We start from the raw sequence: 21,839 nt of genomic DNA, 5'->3' as shown, positions 1-21,839 counted from the left end.
TGTATTAGATGTATTCATGATTGCCTGGAAAAAGATCTCTCTGCCAGGCGTTGCTGTATACGTCATCCATTGGCTGGATAATATCAAAATACTTTTTCAGGTATGTAACCGAATCTGTAAAAGTAGAAGACCTACATTAAAAGGCATCTTATGTCCCGGTATTCCAGATTGGACCATCATATAAAAAATGCACTGGCATGCATAACTCTTCTGGGCAGTACTCTGGTACTGGCTGACAGTGACTCTCAACTTCGTATCAAACAGCTCAAGACTCTTACAGAACAGGGCAAATCAGCTGAAGCCTATCAGATGGCAGCAGAATGGCTGCAGGAACTGGAAGGTGATCCTCTGTTTGACTTTTATTTTGGCATTGCTGCTGTTGATTCCGGCTATGCAGGAGAAGGCACTATGGCTCTGGAGCGAGTGCTGATTGTCCATCCTGAGAATGATCGGGTGCGTCTGGAATATGCCCGTGGTATGTATCTGCTGGAAGATAATGAGACTGCGAAGAAAGAGTTTTCTCAGGTACTGGAAAAGAATCCTCCAGAATCAGTTGCCATCAAGATCCGTCGGTATCTGGCGCTTATTGAGAAACGGGAACAGCTTTATAAAACCACCTCAAAGCTTTATGCCGAAGCTATTCTGGGGCATGACAGCAATTTGAACAGTGCACCTGAAGATCAGTTGAACAGAGTAGAACTGACAGAAGAGTCGTTAGGTAAAGGTGATCATTACATTCAGATCAAAGCCGGAGGATCAATTACGAAACCTCTGGATAAACAGCACAGCCTGTTTGCCAGAGCCGGAGCGAATCAGAAACGGTATCACTCAGAAAAAAGCTTTAATAACAGTAGCCTGGATGTTACCGGAGGCTGGCGTTACAAACTGGACCGGGATGATCGTTTTCAGTTGATGGCCAGTGCGCAGAATTATCGTACTGATGGCGATACTTTCCGGAATATGTTCAGTGTTTCCGGTGACTGGAGCCATAACCTCAGTAATACTCTGGCGATTAGTGGCTATATTACAGCATCACGCTTTCTTTACCCTGATAGCAGTATATCCTGGCGAGATTCAGTTCAGTTGAGCGGTGGTGGTAATTTGTATACCACTTTACCTGTCTGGCACAGCCCTATTCTGTTTGCGAATGCTTTTTCCGGTCTGGAAACGCCGGATGATGTTACAACTGTCAGTAAAGCATCGGTTGAGAAACATTTCTGGGGTGGAAGTCTGGGCCTGCAGTTACCTGTAACCGATGCCAATATCGCCACAGCAGCACTTATTTATCAGGATGCACAGTATCAGGGGCGTGACTGGTTGTATGGGGTGCGCCGCCACGATAAATATGAGGCTCTCAACCTGTCCTGGCGTTATCAGTTCAATAAGCAACTGAATTTTAATCTGAATGCCTCCTTTATTAATAATGATTCCTCGATTGAGCTGTATACATATGATCGGGATGTTGTCTCCTTTGGTGTGAAATACGAGTACTGATGATGGATACTTCAAACAACCCTAAGTTAAGTGTTTCTCTTAAAGGCTTATCAGCCGTAGGTTTATCTTCGTCGTTATTACTCACTCCTGCGATGCTGATGCTCTGGCCATCCTGGGCTGATGCGAATGAAGCTGCTGGTAAGATTGTTATCAGTACGGGTAATAACAAGGTGATTCACGCCGATGGTTCATCAGAGAAGCTGAAAACCCGGGCTCAGGTTTTCAGTGGTGATACGATCAAAACGGGTAAGAAGGGGCGAATTCATATCCGTTTTTCTGATGGCAGCATTCTGTCTTTAAAACCCGATACTGAATTCCGGGTCGATGAATATCAGTTTAAGCCTTCGGCTGATAGTAACGGAAAAGCAGATTACTCTCTGATCCGGGGTGGAATGCGCAAGCTGACAGGACTGATTGGGAAAAAGAAAAGAGAAAACTATCAGGTAAAAACTTCTGTTGCCACTATCGGTATCCGGGGAACAGGATATACCGCTGTTCTGGTTTCTCCAGAAGATAGTTCGTTGAATCAGATTGCCAATACTCCATCAGGCCTTTATCTGGGCGTTGATTCAGGCCGTGTTCGTCTGTTTAACCGTGCGGGTGATCAGCTTCTGGATGCCGGAGAATATGGTTATGTCGGTTCGGCTACTGGCAGTATTCAGAAGAGTATTCAGCCTTTCCCTGTGCTGCTGGATGATATCCACTCATCGGACGATGAAGGCGATGACTCTGAACTAAAAGAAGAAGCGGATGTGTCAGATGCTGAAGATGCTGCAGAGGAAAAGTCTGAAGGAGAAACATCAGAGACTTCGGAGCAGGGCGATTCAGAAGAAAGCGCAAATGATGAAATTGGTTCAGAGGATGAATTTGCTGATGCGCAGACAGACCCGGAAGCTGATGGTTCCGAGTCGGATGATGGCGCTTCTGGCACTGGAGCTGAGTCGGTATCAGATTCAGATGATGGTCAGGATGATGGTATTTCGGATAACTCAGAAGATGTGGCAGATATTGCTGGCCTGAGTGACTCTGGCAGTGGCCTCCAGGATGATTCTGGCCAGGGGAACGATGCAGGTGTACCTGACGTTAATGGTTTTGGTGGAGACAGCACAGGGTTACCGGGACTGGATGATCTGGCTGATGCTAATGGTGAAGCGGGTTCTCAGGCGGAAAGTGGTTCCGATGGCGACCCTATTTTGCAGCAGGATACACAAAGCTCTGATCTGGGTGATGTGATTGCATCTGTAGGTGCCGGCAGAACTGGCACCTCTCATAGTGGAGGCTCTGCAGCTGGCGGGTCAGGTGGTACACCTGCTCAGGATAATGATCAGATTACTTTACTGGATGTTACGGTTAATGGTTTTGCCAATGATGTTCTGAATCAGAATGGCCCTCAGAGTGGTCAGGGGGGAGACTCTTCAGGTGATGGACAAGGTAACCCGTTAAGCGGTGAGGATATGTTAGCCGGTATCAGTGCTGATGCTGATAATGGCGATAAACTACTGGTCGATGCCAGTGGTAGCACCAAATCTATAACCGTCAGCAATCCTGTTTCTGAACCAGAGCCAGAACCAGAGCCTGAGCCAGAACCTGAGTCAGAGCCAGAACCTGAGCCAGAACCTGAGCCAGAACCTGAACCAGAACCTGAGCCAGAGCCAGAGCCAGAACCAGAACCTGAGCCAGAACCTGAGCCAGAGCCAGAACCAGAACCTGAGCCAGAACCTGAGCCAGAACCAGAGCCAGAGCCAGAGCCAGAGCCAGAGCCAGAGCCAGAGCCAGAACCTGAGCCAGAACCTGAGCCAGAGCCAGAGCCAGAGCCAGAGCCAGAACCTGAGCCAGAGCCAGAGCAAGAGCCAGAGCAAGAGCCAGAGCCAGAGCCAGAACCTGAGCCAGAACCTGAGCCAGAACCTGAGCCAGAACCAGAGCCTGAGCCTGAGCCTGAGCCTGAGCCAGAACCTGAGCCAGAACCTGAGCCAGAACCAGAGCCAGAGCCAGAGCCAGAGCCAGAACCTGAGCCAGAGCCAGAGCCAGAGCCAGAGCCAGAGCCAGAGCCAGAGCCAGAGCCAGAGCCAGAACCTGAGCCAGAACCTGAGCCAGAACCTGAGCCAGATACTGGTGGCGGTGGCGGTACGCCAGCGGTTACAACCACGACTCCGGCTATTACCGGCACAGCTTTGAAAATGAGTTATATATCAGGAAGCAATCAACCTGAGTCAGTGACTCTGACCCTTGGAGATAATGATGGCAGCGCTCTGACGCTGGCAACAACGCCTTCGGGAACGTCTGATACCGTGTACTCAGGTTCTAATACTGATGGTTCTTTTTCCTTTGATGCTGCAGCCGGGGCTGATGATAATGCTACAGATAGTACTGGGAGCCTGTCGGATACCGGAAAGCGTGTCTATTGGGGGAAATGGACATCAGGCTGGAACGTTACTGTTGAGGGCAATCAGCCCGCTGTTACTGGTGCATTGCATTATATTTATAGTCCCGATGTGACCTCTATCGCTAATCTGGGGGCTAAAGCAGGCAATGAAGGGCGTCGTGTAATCTATCAGCTGACTACTTCAGGAACAGCCCCAACCGATCAGAATAATAATGCGATAGGAAGCTGGAGTAGTGGTCTGGCAACATTTGACTTCTCTGCATCGGGTTCAGAGGCTTTGAGTTCTCTCAAGCTGGAAATGGACCTGACCGATGGGGCCGTGCTGACGGTCAATGGAGTGTCAAATAACCTGGCCTTATCCTCTCAAGAGCAGAATGTTTCTCTGACGACAAGTATATGTCCATCCGGTGCGTCCTGCTTTAATGCAGGAGGGCATAGTGGTCAGTTAAATTATTCCTTTATTGGTACAGAGGCTGACCGTCTGGCTGGCAGTTATTATTTATATGATAGTAATAACTCAGATCCTTTCAGTTCTGCTGTAGGTACTCTGGTGTTTGATCAGATCCCGGATACGACGGTTAACTATCAGATGGTTTTTCCTCTGTCAGTCGATGGTGGCCAGCAAATCAGGCTACTTGATGTTGTCGCTAATAGTCAGGCTCAGGTACTGGTATCTGCTGAAAATACTGACTATCTGACGATGATGAGTTATACGTCGGGAACGGATTATTATAGGTTTGAAAATACAGACAATTCAGACAGTCTGTTAATTTATGGCAGTATCAGTGACAGCTCTTCTTCGAAGAGTAACAGGATTCATTGGGGTAAGTGGTCATCACAAGCCTGGAATGGATCTTATACCAATGATTCAGATGGTAGCGTAACGTCAGCTGCCAGCAGCCTGCCGTTATTCTTTACTTCGTCAGATCATATCACCGAAACACTGCCATCTTCTGGCCGCTTTAAATATAGCCCAGCCAGTACATCTGAAATTCTGTTGATCAATAGTCAGGATCAATTGTTATCTGTCAGCGAGAGTTATTTTGTTGTTGATTATGGTTCTGCAGAAATTACAGATTTCAGCCTGAAATTCAGATCAGAGTATAGTCAAACTGATTATGAATATGATCTTTATATGCCTGGTTCTTCTATATCCGGCAATATGACTCTGGAGTTACAGGAGAAAGGTGCGGGTGTTGGCAATGGTGAAACTGCTCATTTGCAATTTGCAGGTGAAAGTGCAGACAGAGCACTAGCTAGCTATTATCTTCCGACGTTTGGTAGTGATGGCAACATTTATGGTGTTGGAGGCTATTATGGTCAGGCTGTAACAGATGCAGAGTTAGCAGAAAACACCGTTGTGCTGGGAAGTTTTCTGGCTAGTGGCTCTGGCAATTATGGTTATCTGGTGAATACAGACGTTACTTCTGCGGGCAGCAACTTTAAAACCAATGGGTTGATCTCGGATAAACCGCTATATACCGGAAATATACCTGGCACAGACATTAACAGCAGTGCTGCTTCTGGCTCATTCTGTGAGCTGGCCAGCTGCGGGGTAGATTTTTCTGCTGCTACTGTTGCTGAGTCTGCTCAGGATAGCGCATATGGTATTTATTATGGTCGATTGAACAATAACTGGAATATGGTTACGGGTGTTAACAGTGAAAGCAATGGAAATGATATTGCTTATTCAACCCGTGATTTTCACTATATTTATTCGACTGATATTACAACCAGTGATGAACTGAATGCTCTGTCCGGGTTTAAATTGTATCAGGTTTCTGGTGGTACTAAGCCTACAAACCTGACCAGTGTATCTGGATATACTCCTGATTCAGGGTACGCCATTATCCGATATGGCTCAGACAGTCATACCGGCAATCTGCATACTCTGACAGCCAATACACAGGTTAATGATTACTGGAAACTGCAAGCAGGCTCAACGGACTTTAATTACGGTAATTCATCCCATTCCACCGGTTTAAGCGGTGAATTGTGCAATGATTATCCCTGCAGTACGGATGTCATTGGCTCGATCGGTTTTAGTTTTGTGGGAAGCAATGCGGAAAGAATCATAACGGCATATGAGGCCAGTGATTCCGGAAGCCTGCAATCGGGGGCTCTGGTTTATAGTGAGACAGGTGTAAATAGTAGTAGCTATCACTTCATTATGCCTGGTGAATCAGCGCCATCAATAGCGCACATGAAAGCGGGTAGCGGTCAGGTGATTACCGGGCCAGAGGGTCTGAACCCCATGTATGCGGTATTTGAAGATTCATCCAGTGTCACTAAGCTGCTTCAGGCCTCAGAATATGCCAGTGATTTCAGAAGCCTTGGCCAGAATAATGGAGATTATCTTGAATGGGGGTACTGGAGCAGCGATGTTTCAATTACTGCATCAGATACAGGTCTTAGTGAGGGTTATGCATTACCCGTTTTCTATTCAATGGCTAAAGGCACATTATCATCATCTGAGCTTACTGCATTAAGCAGTCTGGGCGAGGTGACTTATCAGCCTCAATCTCCGGGAGATATTTTACTGACTGACGGTACCAGTTTTGCTGAAATTGACAGTAGTGAAATTCAGTTTAACTTTTCCAGTCAGCAGGTTACCGGTTTTTCTCTCGACCTGAGTTATTCTGGTACAGATTATCAGTATCAGGCTGAAAACTTACCGTTAAGTTTAGACAGTTCTTTATTTGATAATGCAGGTAACGCATTAACGCTCTCCGTTCTTGGCTTAATCAGCAATGGGACTTTACCTGATAAAGGTGAAGTTAACCTGAGATTCTCTGGCAGTGAAGCTGATTATCTGCTGGCCAGTTATCTTCTGCCCTCCGCTGGTGATATGTTGTATGGGGCTGGTGGCTACCAGGTTGTACAACCAGTGACTGGCCTGGCTAATGTTGCTTTTGTAACGTATGGCGCTTCTGATGGCGGTGTACCTTATACTGCTTCAGCTGTTGCTCTGGATACAGCTGAATCAGGAACCAGTTTCAACCTGCAAACCATTAACGGTATTGGCAATGTTCCTGTTTCCGGGCAAACAATGTCCAGTGACTGGGATGGTGATGGTTCGTTCAGTATTGATACTGCATCTGGTCAGGCATCACTATCTCAGGATGGCGGGGTTAGTTCCGGCTCAGAGGCTTTAAACTGGGGATTCTGGTCCGGTGCATCAGGTCTTAATATCACTCGTAGTGGTAGCTCAAAGCTGACAGAGGGCTTTCATTATGTGTATAGCCCTAATGTCGCTAATTTATCCACAGTCAGTGGTAACACATCCGGGTTGATTCGTTATACCGGTGTGGGGACTAACCCTACAGATCTATCAGGTACAGGTGGTAGTCTGAATGGTGTTCAGTTATTGCTGGATTATAGCAAGCAGGAACTGGTCGCTCTGGATATCTCTTTATCACATGGTAACACTGACTGGTCTGTATATAAGGCCGGAGCTCCGGTGAGCCTGGCATCAACCAAAGATAATAACTGGCAGACAATTAATCTGACTGCAGATAGTTCAGGTACAAGCATGGCCGGAACAGCCAGTATCAGTCTGATCGGAAATACCGGGGATCTGCTTAGTGGCAGTTATCAGCTATCTGAAATTGAAGGCAGTGGACGTCTTGTCGGTGTATTTGGTTTACAACAAACGACTCTGGATACTCTGACTGAAACGCTGTTCCTGCCTGTTCCTGTGGATCAGAATGGTACGAATCAGATTGAGTTGATCAACGCTAAAGGGCTGACAGCATACACTTCTCTTAACTCTGCTTATGGCTTGCCGGGTTACCTGGATATTGCAGGTCACTGTGGTGGTTCTGCTGCTGATAGTTGTCGATTGCTGACTGATGATAATACCGCTCAGAAAGATGCTTATTCGAGTTCTGCTGTCATCTGGGGTTACTGGGATAGTTCGAACTGGCAAGTCAGCTCTGATAATGTAACGGCATCTGCCATAACAGATACTAAGCTTCCATTTATTATCAGTTCTGCGGTGCAAACATTTGATACTGGAATATTACTGAAAGGTGGTGTGTTCACTGCGGATAGCAGTGATATACAGATTATGGGAGGGGACTCTTCATATAATATGAGCAGCGAACTCTATATCGACTTTGCCGCTATGCAGATTATGCACGCAGAGGTCTCTTTTACGGAACCTTCACGAATTGACGCACCAGATACTGTATATGACTTTGGCACTAATTCTCCGGTAAGTCTCACAGACAGTGATACTTCGGTATCCTTCACTCTTGACCGGAATGATAGTGGGAATGGCAGTGGCAAGATGTCTGTATCTCTATTGGGAACGGATTCTGCGGATGGGATCCATGATGCTATGTCTGCGTTTGTATTGTCTGATACTGATACTAATACAAACTTTTATGGCACAGCAGCTTATCAGCTATCTGCAACTCAGACTCCGTCAACAGACAGTTCTGGCTTACAGATACTGGCTGGCTACCAGGATAGCAGCGGGCAGGCATCATCTTTAGCCGCCATTGATGCTGATAGCCGAATCAGCGTGGAAGACTCTCAACCGGTCATGATATCTACAGGACACAGTACCGACAGTGATTGCACCAGTTGTGTTGTTGTGGCTGGCTCACTGAAAGATGACTCTATTCAGAGTGTGACAGATATTGACTCTGCTTCAACATTAGGGGTTTCCTGGGGACGCTGGGCCAGCTCTGATATGGAAGGTTCTCTGGCTAAAGCCGATATGAATCTGCAGCAGTTGCACTATATCCAGACCAATAACAGAACACCGGATGATCTTATCAGGGAGTTGGGTAATAGCGATAAGGTTGCGACAGGAACAATTAATTACAGTCTGATTGGTGGCAGTAATCCTGTTAATCAGAGTGGGGTGGAAGGTAATTATTCCTCTGTCACCATTGGGGTTGATTTTGGTAGTCAGGAGATTCAGTCGCTGAATATCAACATGGACTTTGATAGTGGTGGTATCAATTTACAGAATGCCGGACAGACCGCAGTGGCAATTGATCATGTCTTAGGCGGAGGAGCTATTTCGATTGAATCGTCTGATCAGGTATATGCGGGTGAAGCCCATGCGGTATTTGTCGGGACTCCTGCCACGGTCGCGAACAGCAGTACTCTTCAGGCACCTCCGGGGGTTATGAGTTCATTTGGAGCTCAGAGCAGCAGTGATGCAGTATCTGGAGTTATATTGTTAGGGAATCCAACAGGCCCTGTGGAAATACCCGGAGCACGGGTTAAATAAGAGATCTGCAGAAAAGCCGGGTTGAATGCCCGGCTTTTTTGTATGATAACACTCAGCAACTGAACAACGGTTTCTCAAAAGAGATGGCAGTACTCTCCTGCTTGCAGCAGCAAAGTGCAGGAGCACTGCTTGCTATCTCAGAGTCAGTAGCCAGTCAGTTTATTGGTAAACTGACTGGCTTCAACATCTGCTCTTAGCCTTCTATCAGAAAGCCATCCTGCAACAGACTTTGCTGATAACCGGATACTCCGGACAGCAAGGTAAAGCCTTCTGCACGGGTAAAGCCGTTATCCAGTTCATGGGTCCAGTAGTCCAGGGATTCTCCGGATAGTGCTGTGCCATACACAGTTTCAGAAACCTGTTGTACAAAACTGCGATTATCCAGTCCGGCCCAGTACTGCTGATAACCATCATCAGACATCAGTATTTCAGCCAGTGTAGCAACAGAATTATCCGCTTCAGCATACCGGTTCAACTCATTCAAGGCCGGTCCATCTCCTGTCATTAGCTGATATAGTGCAACTATCTGCATCAGCTCACTGCTGTCCATATCTGTAAAGCTGAAAGAGACGATATTATCGGAAAATTCAACTTGCTCAATACTGATCAGAGTATCGGTTTCGGTGTAGAAACCATCTTTGTAAATCAGGGTGACTCTGCCCTCCTGATCCAGCTGAATCTGATAGTCGGACTGAGCTCTCAGCTGGCGTGCAGTATCCTGACCTGCTCCGCCATTAAGTATATCGTTACCATGTCCACCAATCAGCAGATCATCGCCTTCTCCACCATCCAGAATGTCATCACCGGCATCAATAGACATGCCTTGTTCGTCGGTTTGAATCTGTTCTGTCAACCAGAGTTGCCCGGCACTGCCTGTTAGTTGCTGACTGTGATTGCTATGTGAGGCAATACTCCAGAAAACATCTGAAAGACCTGATGATTCTGCCATAGCAGTGTACTGATTGAGCTGATCCGTATTGATACTATCTGCAGGCCAGAAGGCATTCAACATGGCTGTAACCTGAACACTTGTTGGCGTTTCAGAATCAAATTCAGATACCTGCTGCCAGTATGTCAGGGCCAGGTCAGTGAGTTGCTCCCGGTTGTATCCCGAACCAGCATACAGGTTCAGAGCTTCAATAGAAGGCAATTCACCCATAACACCATGATAAAGCAGAGTAATAGCTTCCAGAAGATCATTGTTCTGAGCCAGGAAGGCGTAATGACTGTTGCCCTGGAACAGCAGACCCTTATCATCAATATTCTCTTCCTGAGTTTGCAGATAAGCCAGTTCACCTCCGGCTACAATATGGACTGGACGGCTGTACCAGTCGCCAATTAATGTAACCTGACCGGTGTGAGACATATCTTCATCATCCGGGATGAAAGTACTGTTCAGGCGACCCTGGCTATCAATACTGAACTGCCAGGTACCTTTTTCCTGATGACCGCCCTGTAGCTGATCATTACCTTCACCTCCGCTCAGTGTATCGTTACCAATACCGCCCACGATAATATCATTACCGGCCTCACCGTTCAGAATATCATTACCGCCCTGAGAACCAACCACGTCATCACCGGCACCGGCATGCAGTTCATCGTCGTCCGGGCCCAGAATAATGTTCTGGCTACCTTTACCAGAGAAGACGATATTGGCACCTTCGCCGCCACGAATAATAACGCCATCGCCGACAATCACAGCAAACTCAATCTCGGACAGATCCAGTACTGTTCCTTTCGGTAACTGACGGGTATCAATCACCAGTGCTTCCTGGTAGTTATTCTGATCACTGTTAGCTGTACCTGTAATTTTAATCGGTGATGTCGGTGCTGTTGTTTCATCCGTTGTCAGGGTGACCTGATTTACCCATAAAGTGTCGTCGGTTTCTTCCAGTGCTTCCAGGAAGCGTTCACCGGTTTCGACCATATCCTCCCGGTCAGATTCACTATCACCGGCTGTCTGATTGATCAGCGTAATCAGGTCCACCAGATCATTTCTGGCATGAGCCGTTGTATTTTCCCGGGCATTAATACCGACCCCTGTTGGCAGACTGACGACAGTAACAACTTTATTGTTGTTGTTATTATCAAAGTGCAGAGGCACATCAGCCTGCTCAGTAGTGGTGTCGGTGTCAGCCCTGTCAGCCGAAACGGGTTCGACGTGGATAACACGGATAGTTCCACCGGTATCATCCTGTTCTGTACGGGTTTCTACTGTTGCACCATCTACCTCTTCTACCGTATCTGGCTCAGGCTCAGGCTCAGGCTCAGGTTCTGGCTCAGGTTCTGGCTCAGGTTCTGGCTCAGGTTCTGGCTCAGGTTCTGGCTCAGGTTCTGGCTCAGGTTCTGGCTCAGGTTCTGGTTCTGGCTCTGGCTCTGGCTCTGGCTCTGGCTCTGGCTCTGGCTCTGGCTCAGGTTCTGGCTCTGGCTCTGGCTCAGGCTCAGGCTCAGGTTCTGGCTCAGGTTCTGGCTCAGGTTCTGGCTCAGGTTCTGGCTCAGGTTCTGGCTCTGGCTCTGGCTCTGGCTCTGGCTCTGGTGTTGGCGTACCGCCACCGCCACCGCCACCGCCACCGCCACCGCCACCGCCAGTTGATGGTGTGGTGACATTCAGTGTGATGGTGTTAGGTGTGGCGTCAGTAGAGTTACTTATACTGTTATCCTCTACCGTAAACGTGAAGGTATCGGAACCTGCGGCACTTGGGGTGTAGACCAGGTTGCCAATATCAGCCAGATTGATCCAGTCACCGTCACTAACAGCGTTACCATTCAGTTTCAGAGCACCATTATCAATCGTCTGAACATTGACCTGTACACGATTCAGACTATCGCCCGTATCCGCATCAGTGAACCCGAAGTCTGTGCTGCTGAAGGTATGACTGCCACTGGTCGTCACGGCAATGGTTTTATCTGTTCCAGAAGGGGCGTCGTCTGTGTTGCTCAGATTCAGTGTCCAGGTGGCCGCCGGAGAGGTATCACCACCTGCATCCGTGACGGTCCAGCTAAAGCTTGCAGCACCCGTGCCCGCAAGGTTCGCTGTTGGTGTGAAATCCAGCTTGCTGATATCCGCAATATTAATATATACGGTTCCAGTGAGATTACCTGCTGTTGTGTAATAGCTGATGCCGCCAACAGTGGATGTACCTGTCGTGCCGGTAGAATCCAGCGATAAAACACCACCGGTAATATTGGCGGTATTAATGGTGATATATTCAAGCGTCTCGCTGCCAGAATCCTGCGCTGTTGGCAGCTCAGTCGCTGACAAATTGACAGCCGTGTCTTCTGTGCCGTTGCTGGTATAACTGTTAGCGACCGGTTTAGTGCCATCAACAACAGTAACGGTTGCACTGATATTCGCAGTAGACCAGGTATCCACACCACTGTTTGCTGTGCCACCGTCATCCGTGACTTCTGTCAGGGTAATCGTCCGGTCACCTTCCGTAAAAGGCGAGGCTGTATTTTCATAGGTCATCGCATTCAGCAGACTTTCGATGGTGGTTTCAGCCACACCTGCATGAGTAATTGTCACCGTTGCTGTACTGGATGAGACGGCCACACTATAACCCAGGCTATTACCGCCGGTAGTTGTACCATTAGTGCCCGCTGTCAATGCGATTGCTGTGCCATCAAAATTAATTTTTTCATCTGCACCATTCTGTAAGCCGCTGACGGTCAATTTAAGTCCGGTGATCAGGTCGCCAGTATCAGGGGTATCAACATCAACGGCAGCACTGCTGAACAGTCCCGTTGCAGCACCATTAATTGAGTTACCACCTGTGCCTGTTGCGCTGACAGCAGGGGCATCATTCACGGCAGTCATATTGACCGTGATGGTTTCAGCCGTACCTGTGCCACCTTCTCCATCATTCACTGTGACGGTTACGGTATCCGATGTTGTGCTGTTGGTTGCTCCGGTATAAGTGACATTAGATGCTGTCTGCAGGAAGGTGTTAATTTCTGTGGCGGTGCCCGTTAATGTGATGGCATGGGTGCCACTGTTACCGACGACAACGCCATTCGCATTTGAAGCCGTTAAGGTCGCGGCGTTATTCGTTGCTGTTAGCGTGGCGACAATATCGCCCGTCGTGTCCACATCGGTAAATACTGGTGTTCCGGTAATCAGGTTGGTTGCTGTATCTTCCAGTGCGGTAATGGTTGTTGTAACGCCCGTCAGTGTAGGTACATCTTCAACTGCGTTAATATCCAGCGTCCAGGTAGCCGCCGTGGAGGTATCGCCTCCGCTGTCAGTGACTGTCCAGGCAAAGCTGCCTGCACCGGTGCCTGATAAATTGGCGGTTGGTGTGAAGACAAGATTGCCAATGTCACCTATGGCGATATTGACTGTGCCGGACAAATTACCTGTTGCGGTATAGAATGTAATTCCCCCCGTCGTTGATGTACCACCTGCCGGTGTTCCTGTCAGGGAAAGTACCCCACCTGTTACAGTGGATGTATCAATAGTAATGTATTCGACAGTATGTGCTGTACCTATATCGGAATCTTCTGCTGTTGGCAGTTCAGTATTACTGAATGCAGTGACAGCCGTATCTTCATTGGTTGAATCGGTATAGTTGCTGGCGATTGGTCTGACGACATCCAGAACAGAGATGGTTGCCGTATCTGAAACTGCACTGTTAACACCATCATCCACGGAAACGGTCAGCGTTACATCAGCGGTAGAGGCCACTGAGGTAAAGGTGAGTTCGGAGGTATCATTCAGGTAAGCATCGACCTCTGCCGGTGAGCCTGTTAGCGTCACGGTTTGTGAGTCGGTCTGAACGACTGCAGCGCCTCCAGAGTGATTGCCACCGGCCGATGTTGCCGTAAGGACACCACTATTTACAGAGAGGGTTGCGGTAACCGGGTCTGTATCCACATCAGCTACGCTGGAGGCAGAAAGATCGAGATATTGCCCTACTGAAAGTATAACAGAATCATCCGGTACGCCTGATACGGTTGGCGCATCATCGACTGCACTGATATTCAGAGACACCGATCCCATTGCAACATTGGAGGTTGTCCCGTCAGCACCGGTAATCGTGATGGTTGCAGCTCCGGTACCGTTTGCATTCGTAGCACCGGTATATTGTACGTTGGAGGTGGTATCCAGCCAGGTGTTGATATCGCCAGGTGCTCCGGTCAGGGTCAGAGCGCTACTGCTACCACCAACAGTAACGCCACCTGAGGAAGAGGCAACCAGTGTACCTGCGCTGGCAGTCAGGGTAATTGTCACGGAAGCACTGTCTGCATCGGCCACGGTAAAGCCCGACAGATCCAGGTTGGCCTGGGTATCTTCAGTAAAACTGGCAGGCGTAACAGCACCAGAGCCGGTAGGGGCATCATCTACCGCATTGACTGTAATTGACGTCGTTGCACTGTTCGTTGAGAACGCTGTGCTTGTGCCGTTAACGCTGGCATTTCCTGTCTGTGCAGAACCATTGGTTGAAGCGCTACCACTGGTCTGGTCCCAGGCCTGGAAGGTAAAATTAGCAGACCCGGAATACTCCGTACCACCAGTAAAACGCACATAGGTTGCACTATCCAATAGCAGAGCGGCACTGGTACTGACACTACCAAAACTGGTCCAGTTCGAGTTGTCTGTGGAAAACTCCCAGCTTCCGGTACCTGTAGTCGCTGTTACTGCAATACCGCTACTGGCACCGCTGTCGACATCGGCATGGCTGATATTGCTATCGGCCAGAATCGTAGAGATCAGTACTCCGGTCGAGGCTGTTTCTTCGTTTACTGCCGTCAGGGCGTAGTTGCCTGAACTGGTAATGGTGGGTGCGTCATTGACTGCACTGATATTCAGAGACACCGATCCCATTGCAACATTGGAGGTTGTCCCGTCAGCACCGGTAATCGTGATGGTTGCAGCTCCGGCACCGTTTGCATTCGTAGCACCGGTATATTGTACGTTGGAGGTGGTAGCCAGCCAGGTGTTGATATCGCCAGGTGCTCCGGTCAGGGTCAGAGCGCTACTGCTACCACCAACAGTAACGCCACCTGAGGAAGAGGCAACCAGTGTACCTGCGCTGGCAGTCAGGGTAATTGTCACGGAAGCACTGTCTGCATCGGCCACGGTAAAGCCTGACAGATCCAGGTTGCCCTGGGTATCTTCAGTAAAACTGGCAGGCGTAGCAGCACCAGAGCCGGTAGGGGCATCATCTACCGCATTGACTGTAATAGAAGCTGTTGCACTATCAGAAGAGAACGCAGTACTTGTGCCGTTGACGCTGGCATTTCCTGTCTGAGCAGAACCATTGGTTGAAGCGCTACCACTGGTCTGGTCCCAGGCCTGGAAGGTAAAATTAGCAGACCCGGAATACTCCGTACCACCAGTAAAACGCACATAGGTTGCACTATCCAATAGCAGAGCGGCACTGGTACTGACACTACCAAAACTGGTCCAGTTCGAGTTGTCTGTGGAAAACTCCCAGCTTCCGGTACCTGTAGTCGCTGTTACTGCAATACCGCTACTGGCACCGCTGTCGACATCGGCATGGCTGATATTGCTATCGGCCAGAATCGTAGAGATCAGTACTCCGGTCGATGGCGTTTCTTCGTTAACTGCTGTCAGGGTGTAGTTGCCTGAACTGGTAATGGTGGGGGCGTCATTTACCGCTGATGCATTAATTGTTACTTGTACTGGTGTAGCAGATTCTGCTCCTTCGTTATCAACAGCAACAACAGTAAACGCATTCAGATTACCGTTAGTATTACTGTCGGGTGTCCAGTAGGCATTATTAGAGGCGTTAATCAGATTATTGCTACTTGCATGCCATGCCGTTGCAGAGCCAGCATCTGTACCTATTTTTAATGTACCACCAGAAACGGCTTTTACGATAAAACCATCAACACTATTGTCATCACTTTCATCACCCTCTGTTTCAAGAGTACTCAGAGTAACTTCAAACTCTGTGTCTTCAGTCGCTCCGGTCAGTGTACTGACAGTGGTCAGAGTTGGCACGGCATTTGATGGAGCCATTGCAAGCTTGGCATTAGAATCACCTGCCGTCGCAGAAATTACACCAGTCTGCTTTGCAGCATCATCCCCTACCCAGTTACTGGTATTACTCAGGCGTGTTAGCCAGGTAGCTTTATCGGCCTGAGTGGTCAGGCCAGCATAAGTAACGTTATCTAAGTGTAATCCCCGGGTTAGAGCTAATGCAGAGACGCCATTGGTTAGGCCCGAAGGCAATTGGGATAAGCTTGAACTTGTTGCTGAGGTGTTTTGCCATTCTCCATCAGCAGAGTGATTGCTTGCACTGTTTGATGTTGTTAACCCATATATAAAGGTTGGTGATGCATCTGTGCCCTGATAAATCAGGATCTGATCTCCTCCTAATGCAAAACTGTGACTACTCCAACTTGTGCTCTCTGTTGAAACTTCAGAGCTTCTGTTTGCATTATCATATACTTCAAGCAATGTAACTGTTGGTGTGCCCGCTGCCACGGTAAATTCGAATGTTTCACCTGCCGTAATATCAGATCCTACCGTCCAGACGATAGTACCCTCATTACTGCCATAGCTGCCAAAATTACCTGCACTGGTCCAGCCCCTATCTGTAATTTTAATTACCGTACCTGCTGTAATATCTGTCAGAGCAGCAAGCCGGAAAGAATCATGGTCGATATTAAAATCAATAATAGCCATATCGCCCGCAGTTAAGATTGTAGCCAAGGTGTGCCTCCAATTTTTTGTAGCAAGTTTATTAATGAATAGTGGAGATAATGTCTGGTTGTGACTGGTAACATCCAGTTGCCAGTGCTGCCAATAGGTATATGACCAAATGGATAGCTTGAAGCAGCGATTTTGCAGCCTGATAATTCGTGAGATTGTCTTATAAACTGTTTGCTCGTGCCCCCCTGAGCAATATTGCTGGCATAAAGCATAATTTCAGCTTCAATACTCAATGACAAGTTCCAGCTGGCACTTTCTTTTTTATGCTTGAATAGATCTGTAGAGGTTATTTTTTCACTGCCATGAATAAGGCTAGTCGGGTAACCATGTGTGAAGATATAAACCTGATTAACACCTTTGTTGGCAGCTATCTTTCTGGTTAAGACGGTAATAGAGTCAGTATCTTCTGGTATATATAATAAAATGCCATTGTCGGATAAGTCTGCTATCAGGACGTTTATCTGAGAGATGCTTTTATCAGCAATTATCAGCCTCCTTATACCTCTTTTCATACCCAATATTACCTTCCCTGTTTATTTAAAGTGCGCAATAAGCTATGGGGAAGATTATTGCGCACAATTGCTTAGTTCCTGCTTGGATAGATACCATTCATTGAAATAATGCACTGTACTACAGAGTATGGCATACGGTTTTCATGGGAATTACCATTTCCCCCACCGGTTGCTGTAACGCTTCCTGTTATTGGAAGAGCTTTATATGCGGTTGGAGAAGGGGAGTACATATGAGTAGAGTAAACATCTCCACCAACATCTGTTGATCCAACGGCAAGGGCAGCATTCGCCCCAGTCATATCAGAGACTGTTCCTGTTGTGGTGCTAATAGGCAAGTTAGCGGATAATCCTGACAAGCTCATAGTCTGATTGAGTGATGGAATCTCTGAAGAACTAAGTGTCACAAACTCATGCCCGGCTCTGGTACCTTGTACATAGTTCTGTAAGCCCGGGGAGTAGCCTGCACCCAGTGGTACACGACCTCTCAGATCTGGTAATGAGAATGTTGTACGGGCGTCACCTCCGTAGATGGTACCGATAAGGCTGTAAACTGCAGGAAATGAGCCTATAGACAACAACGAGTGATCGCAGAAGAGCCAGTCCCGTGGATTGAAGTTTGCTCCCCAATAAGAGATCGTGGTCATTAATGGATCCATTTTGACTTCCTTTTTTATATGCTTGGCACAATTGCCGGGTTTAGGTTATGAAAAGCTCATTGCTGAGCTGAGCCTGAACAGGCAGGCAAATCTAAAACCATCGTAAACACCATCCGCATTGGCGATAATATCCAGACGTACAGCTTGGTCCTTTAAAGCTACAACAAGCCCCTTGTCTGATGAGACACAAATAATTGTGCCAGGAGGAATGTTATGAACAGGTAAATCGGAATAACTTGCCTGTAATAGCTGGGCTTGCCCCTGATTGCTACCCAATGTCAGAATGGAACCGCCGCACTGAGGGTTGCCTGCCCTGACCTGATTAATAAGTTCTGACGCAGTTATTGTTTTCCAGTTAATTTTCAGGTCTTCATCTGTTATATTTCTGGCATAAAAATAAGGTGCTTCAGCTTGCGGTTGTGTTATAAACTGCTTATGTTTTTCCAGCTGATTAATAACTTTTTCCATCAGATCAGGAATATAACTATATAATTTTCCTGTAAGACTGTGGTGAGTATCGTACTCCGACACAGGTACGGTTTGTTGTGCAACAATATCTCCTGCATCATATTCCTCTACCGCCATATGAGCTGTCAGCATGGTCTGTTTTTCACCATTGCGAATCTGCCAGTAGACAGGCTGCGGGCCACGGTACGCTGGTAAGGGAGAAGCATGAATATTAATCGTGCCTTTTTCTGGTGTGTTAATCACAGGCAGTGATATTTTTGAGCGGCAATAAAAAATAACCCCTGCAATAGCTTGCCAGGAAACCAGTGCTGATATCATTTTGTCTTCTTCACTGGTATAGCAAAAAGGAATATTGCTGTGATTTAACTGTGCTTCCAGAGATTGAATATCAGGGTTCATTTCTCCAGTAATGATAACGCCTGCCAGCATTTTCTTATTAAATAAATAAGAAATCATAGAAAGTGCAGCGCAGCTGGAAGTGATGACAGAAAGTTTACTGTTCATTTTTTTATACCTGCTATGCTTTTACTGGCAGAAAGCCGGGAGTTGCGTCCATCTTGTAGTAAAACCTTATATTGTCACCGCTTTTAACTAAAAGGTCGTCTGGTTGGGGGGCTTTGGGTTTGAAATTCATACATACTGACGGCATGTAAATAGGTTGTGTAATACCTGAGTCATATTCACTGATTTTTTCATTGTTAAATACAGTGATTGTTGTGAATAATAGCAGGGCTTTATCACTTCCTATATCGACAGGAATAGTTACTATATCTCCTTCAATAAGTTCAATAGACTCTCCTAAAGATACTGTTGTTGCATCTTTAATATTTTTCAGAGTTAGAGTGATTACTTTTCCTATATGCTGCCTATAGCCTCTGGTTTGCTCATTTTGTAACGAGGAGTGTGTTCTATCCTGGTCGTCCCATTGAGTTGCGAACTCTGTCTGACAAATACCAGCGTATGCGTTTACGGTAATTTCTTCTGGTAATAGAATGCTGTCTTCTGTCATAAATTGTGCAAGATGTCTGGCAAAGAAAAGATGGCCTTCTCGAGTAATACCATGCTGCATAGCTTCCAGAATTAAAATGTCAATTTTAAAGCCCGGGTTATAATCCATTATGTCCATGCACTCTAATTCATGAATATATTCCCTCACTCCCAGGTCATTAATTAATTGATCAAGTGCTTTTATTGCCCCAGGTTGTATATCAATAAGTGATATTTTAATTTTATTGTTGATGTTTTTTTGCTGTACGTAACTGATCAGAGGGATTAATAGAGGAGCAAAAGGGCCACAAGCTGGATAAACAATATGAATTGTCTCCTGATTTTCCTTATTATTAATAGCCTGGTAGGCACCACGAATAAAAGCATTGACGCGGTATATATCATTGAATGTACCTGTACTATATTCAACAGACATAACCAATCCTGTTTTTATAATGTTAGATTGGTTTTTTTCTTCTTCAGATAAGTCAGCTTCCCGATAACTGGACATCAGGTGCTGATGCGTTTCGCTATATAAATCTACCCATTCATCATGAGAGCAATTATTATGAATAATATTCTCTGTCAGCTGCAGAACAGACTGCTTTAGCAAAAGTTGACGCTCACCGTCTGAAACCTGACTCAGAGATTGATTTAACTGATCTCTGATTGACTGATTAAGCATCTGTTGAAGTCTTGGATCAACAGATGTTACTTCAGCAGTATCTGACTCGACTCGTTGCGACATTTTTTGTCTTTGCATGCTGTTTTCCAATTGTTTTATAAGGCTAATTAATTTGTTTGCATGCTGAACGCGATGCTTTTTCCTGAATTAAACCGGATAACACTTTATTTTCAGATGTGGTTATCACTTCCTGTGAAAAATCTCTGATAAAACCAGCTACTTCCGTATGCTATTTCTATTGATTAGAAAAAAGTATTACGAAAGGTTACAGGTGTCGTCGTAATGTGACGCCAGTTACAGCTGGCTATTTTCTGGCTTTATTATCAGAACCAGATGAGCTCAGGTGAAGCCAGGGCATTGGCATAAGCCTCTTTCAGCTGGTTTACTGAAGTTTTCGTCTGAGCTCTTCTGTAAAAATGTTTATTTTATGAATGTTATTGGGTGGTTGTTGGCTATGGGTCATGTATCGTTCAAACTCATTAAGAGAGTGGCTCTGATACAGAAGGGCATTTCCCTTGTCTGGTTCTGGCAACAAGGTATTAAATAGCAGTTGGTCCAGTTCAGACTCTTTTTGTAGCAGGTCGTTGATAGAGTGGTTCTGTTTTAATAACTGTGCCTTATACCAGCAGCGTTTCAGATATGGGATGCCTGTTTCCGATAATTCGAAGTGATCAGGTAATTGTTCAATAGAGAAGTCATCAGAGCTTTCATAATCGAAAGTGAACTCAGGATGTTGTTTTATCTCGTATTGATACCTTAGCTGAGAGCCTGGCTCCGGAGAGGTGCCTATAATGACTTTTGGCAGGTTAAGAGAGCACTGATGTTCGGTCAACCAGTGTCTGCCATACACCTGAATATCCGTTGTAAACTTAAGATCTTTATACACTTCAGGGTATTCAGGGATGTCCAGGCTACCTTTAATAGTGGGATTGCTTTGCTGGTGTAATAAATATGTTTGTTGCCGATCTAATGTGAATATTTCGCCAAGATAAAAACTGTGAGTATTGTAGGATCGGGGAGCTGCCAGCCAGGCTTTAATTTGAATTTGCTGAGGAATCAACTCCCCCTCAGGTTTTAATAAAGGAATCAAGTGACGGAAAACAGATACCTGGGGTTCCTGATCCAGCATTGCTTTCATTGTTTCTGAAATGATGAGGTCGAAAGGTTGCTGTTGTTCAATCGGCCATTGCAGAATATCTGTACACTGCTGGTTTTCTATAAAATCATCGACATCAAGTATTTCAATCAGCTTTTGCAGAGCATCCAATGATTCCTGATGAATGTCTAACAGATAAACCTGAACTTTGTCCGGGGTAAACTGATGTAGCAAAGGTACTACCAGAAGGCCAAAGGGCCCGGTGCCAGCATATAGAATCCTGATGCTATCCTGGGTTTTCAGCTGATCCTGAATAGCCTGAAATACACCTCGCAAAAAGACCTGAGTGCGCATAAATTCTTCTGCGCACTGGGCTGCTGTTGTCATCGATACCGCTTTTCCATGCATGGTTTCTGTTGCATGTTCGTCATGAAAAATAGCTGGGTGTAAGTCGATATCTGTTACTTTGCATAGCAGACTAACCAGTTGGTCTGTCTCTGCTTTCAGAGAGAATAGTTCTTCTGGGCTGGCCATCAGGATAGTGTTGATAATATGTTGAATATCTTGTTTTGGCATGTCTCTTCTCCCGAATGTACAGGTAATGAATTATCTGATTCAGTTTGGTTTCA

At 46.6% G+C, this 21,839-nt stretch carries 9 protein-coding genes; 3 read left to right on the top strand and 6 right to left on the bottom strand.

The window, feature by feature from the left end:
• Nucleotides 1–168: 168 nt before the first annotated feature.
• Both H4O21_RS02780 and H4O21_RS02775 read left to right on the top strand, forming a co-directional pair.
• A complete protein-coding gene (locus H4O21_RS02780) occupies nucleotides 169–1,494 on the top strand; it encodes a surface lipoprotein assembly modifier (protein ID WP_182807305.1) in 1,326 nt (441 codons plus the stop codon).
• Nucleotides 1,494–9,125 (top strand): FecR domain-containing protein, encoded by a 7,632-nt coding sequence (locus H4O21_RS02775; protein ID WP_182807304.1) that lies wholly within the window; start codon nucleotides 1,494–1,496, stop codon nucleotides 9,123–9,125. The genes H4O21_RS02780 and H4O21_RS02775 overlap by 1 nt, the downstream gene beginning before the upstream one ends.
• A 193-nt stretch (nucleotides 9,126–9,318) precedes the next feature.
• On the opposite strand, the gene H4O21_RS27985 is transcribed toward H4O21_RS02775, so the two are convergent.
• The gene (locus tag H4O21_RS27985) at nucleotides 9,319–11,052 is read right to left on the bottom strand and encodes a calcium-binding protein (protein WP_502243739.1); all 1,734 of its coding nucleotides are present in this window, start codon (nucleotides 11,050–11,052) and stop codon (nucleotides 9,319–9,321) included.
• Between the two features lie 193 nt (nucleotides 11,053–11,245).
• Between H4O21_RS27985 and H4O21_RS27980 the strand changes: the two genes are divergently transcribed.
• Nucleotides 11,246–11,833 (top strand): hypothetical protein, encoded by a 588-nt coding sequence (locus H4O21_RS27980; RefSeq protein WP_502243738.1) that lies wholly within the window; start codon nucleotides 11,246–11,248, stop codon nucleotides 11,831–11,833.
• Nucleotides 11,834–16,790: 4,957 nt separating this feature from the next.
• Here H4O21_RS27980 and H4O21_RS02765 read toward each other — a convergent pair.
• The 5 genes from H4O21_RS02765 to H4O21_RS02745 all read right to left on the bottom strand — a co-directional run bounded on the left by H4O21_RS02765 (nucleotide 16,791) and on the right by H4O21_RS02745 (nucleotide 21,786).
• Nucleotides 16,791–17,318, bottom strand: coding sequence for a DUF4347 domain-containing protein (locus H4O21_RS02765; protein ID WP_182807302.1), 528 nt, complete (start codon nucleotides 17,316–17,318; stop codon nucleotides 16,791–16,793).
• Nucleotides 17,319–17,389: 71 nt separating this feature from the next.
• Nucleotides 17,390–17,974, bottom strand: a complete 585-nt coding sequence (locus H4O21_RS02760; RefSeq protein ID WP_182807301.1) for a phage tail protein — start codon at nucleotides 17,972–17,974, stop codon at nucleotides 17,390–17,392.
• A 45-nt stretch (nucleotides 17,975–18,019) separates the two neighbouring features.
• Entirely contained in the window at nucleotides 18,020–18,946 is a 927-nt protein-coding gene (locus tag H4O21_RS02755) for a methionyl-tRNA formyltransferase (protein WP_182807300.1), read from the bottom strand.
• A gap of 13 nt (nucleotides 18,947–18,959) precedes the next feature.
• Complete coding sequence (locus H4O21_RS02750) at nucleotides 18,960–20,192, bottom strand: SAM-dependent methyltransferase (RefSeq protein WP_182807299.1); 1,233 nt, start codon at nucleotides 20,190–20,192, stop codon at nucleotides 18,960–18,962.
• A 304-nt stretch (nucleotides 20,193–20,496) separates the two neighbouring features.
• On the bottom strand, nucleotides 20,497–21,786 hold the full coding sequence (locus tag H4O21_RS02745) for an SAM-dependent methyltransferase (protein ID WP_182807298.1): 1,290 nt from the start codon (nucleotides 21,784–21,786) through the stop codon (nucleotides 20,497–20,499).
• Nucleotides 21,787–21,839: the final 53 nt, after the last annotated feature.

It is taken from the genome of Oceanospirillum sediminis (assembly GCF_014164585.1).
Classification (GTDB): Bacteria; Pseudomonadota; Gammaproteobacteria; order Pseudomonadales; family Halomonadaceae; genus Oceanospirillum; species Oceanospirillum sediminis.
This window is presented reverse-complemented; position numbering and strand designations above follow the sequence as displayed.

Bases quoted from the DNA above. Each gene is read 5' to 3' on its own strand.
- H4O21_RS02750 (WP_182807299.1), bottom strand. From the start codon at position 20,192: ATGCAAAGACAAAAAATGTCGCAACGAGTCGAGTCAGATACTGCTGAA.
- H4O21_RS02775 (WP_182807304.1), top strand. From the start codon at position 1,494: ATGATGGATACTTCAAACAACCCTAAGTTAAGTGTTTCTCTTAAAGGC.
- H4O21_RS02755 (WP_182807300.1), bottom strand. From the start codon at position 18,946: ATGAACAGTAAACTTTCTGTCATCACTTCCAGCTGCGCTGCACTTTCT.
- H4O21_RS02765 (WP_182807302.1), bottom strand. From the start codon at position 17,318: ATGAAAAGAGGTATAAGGAGGCTGATAATTGCTGATAAAAGCATCTCT.
- H4O21_RS27985 (WP_502243739.1), bottom strand. From the start codon at position 11,052: ATGGTCGAAACCGGTGAACGCTTCCTGGAAGCACTGGAAGAAACCGAC.
- H4O21_RS02745 (WP_182807298.1), bottom strand. From the start codon at position 21,786: ATGCCAAAACAAGATATTCAACATATTATCAACACTATCCTGATGGCC.
- H4O21_RS02760 (WP_182807301.1), bottom strand. From the start codon at position 17,974: ATGGATCCATTAATGACCACGATCTCTTATTGGGGAGCAAACTTCAAT.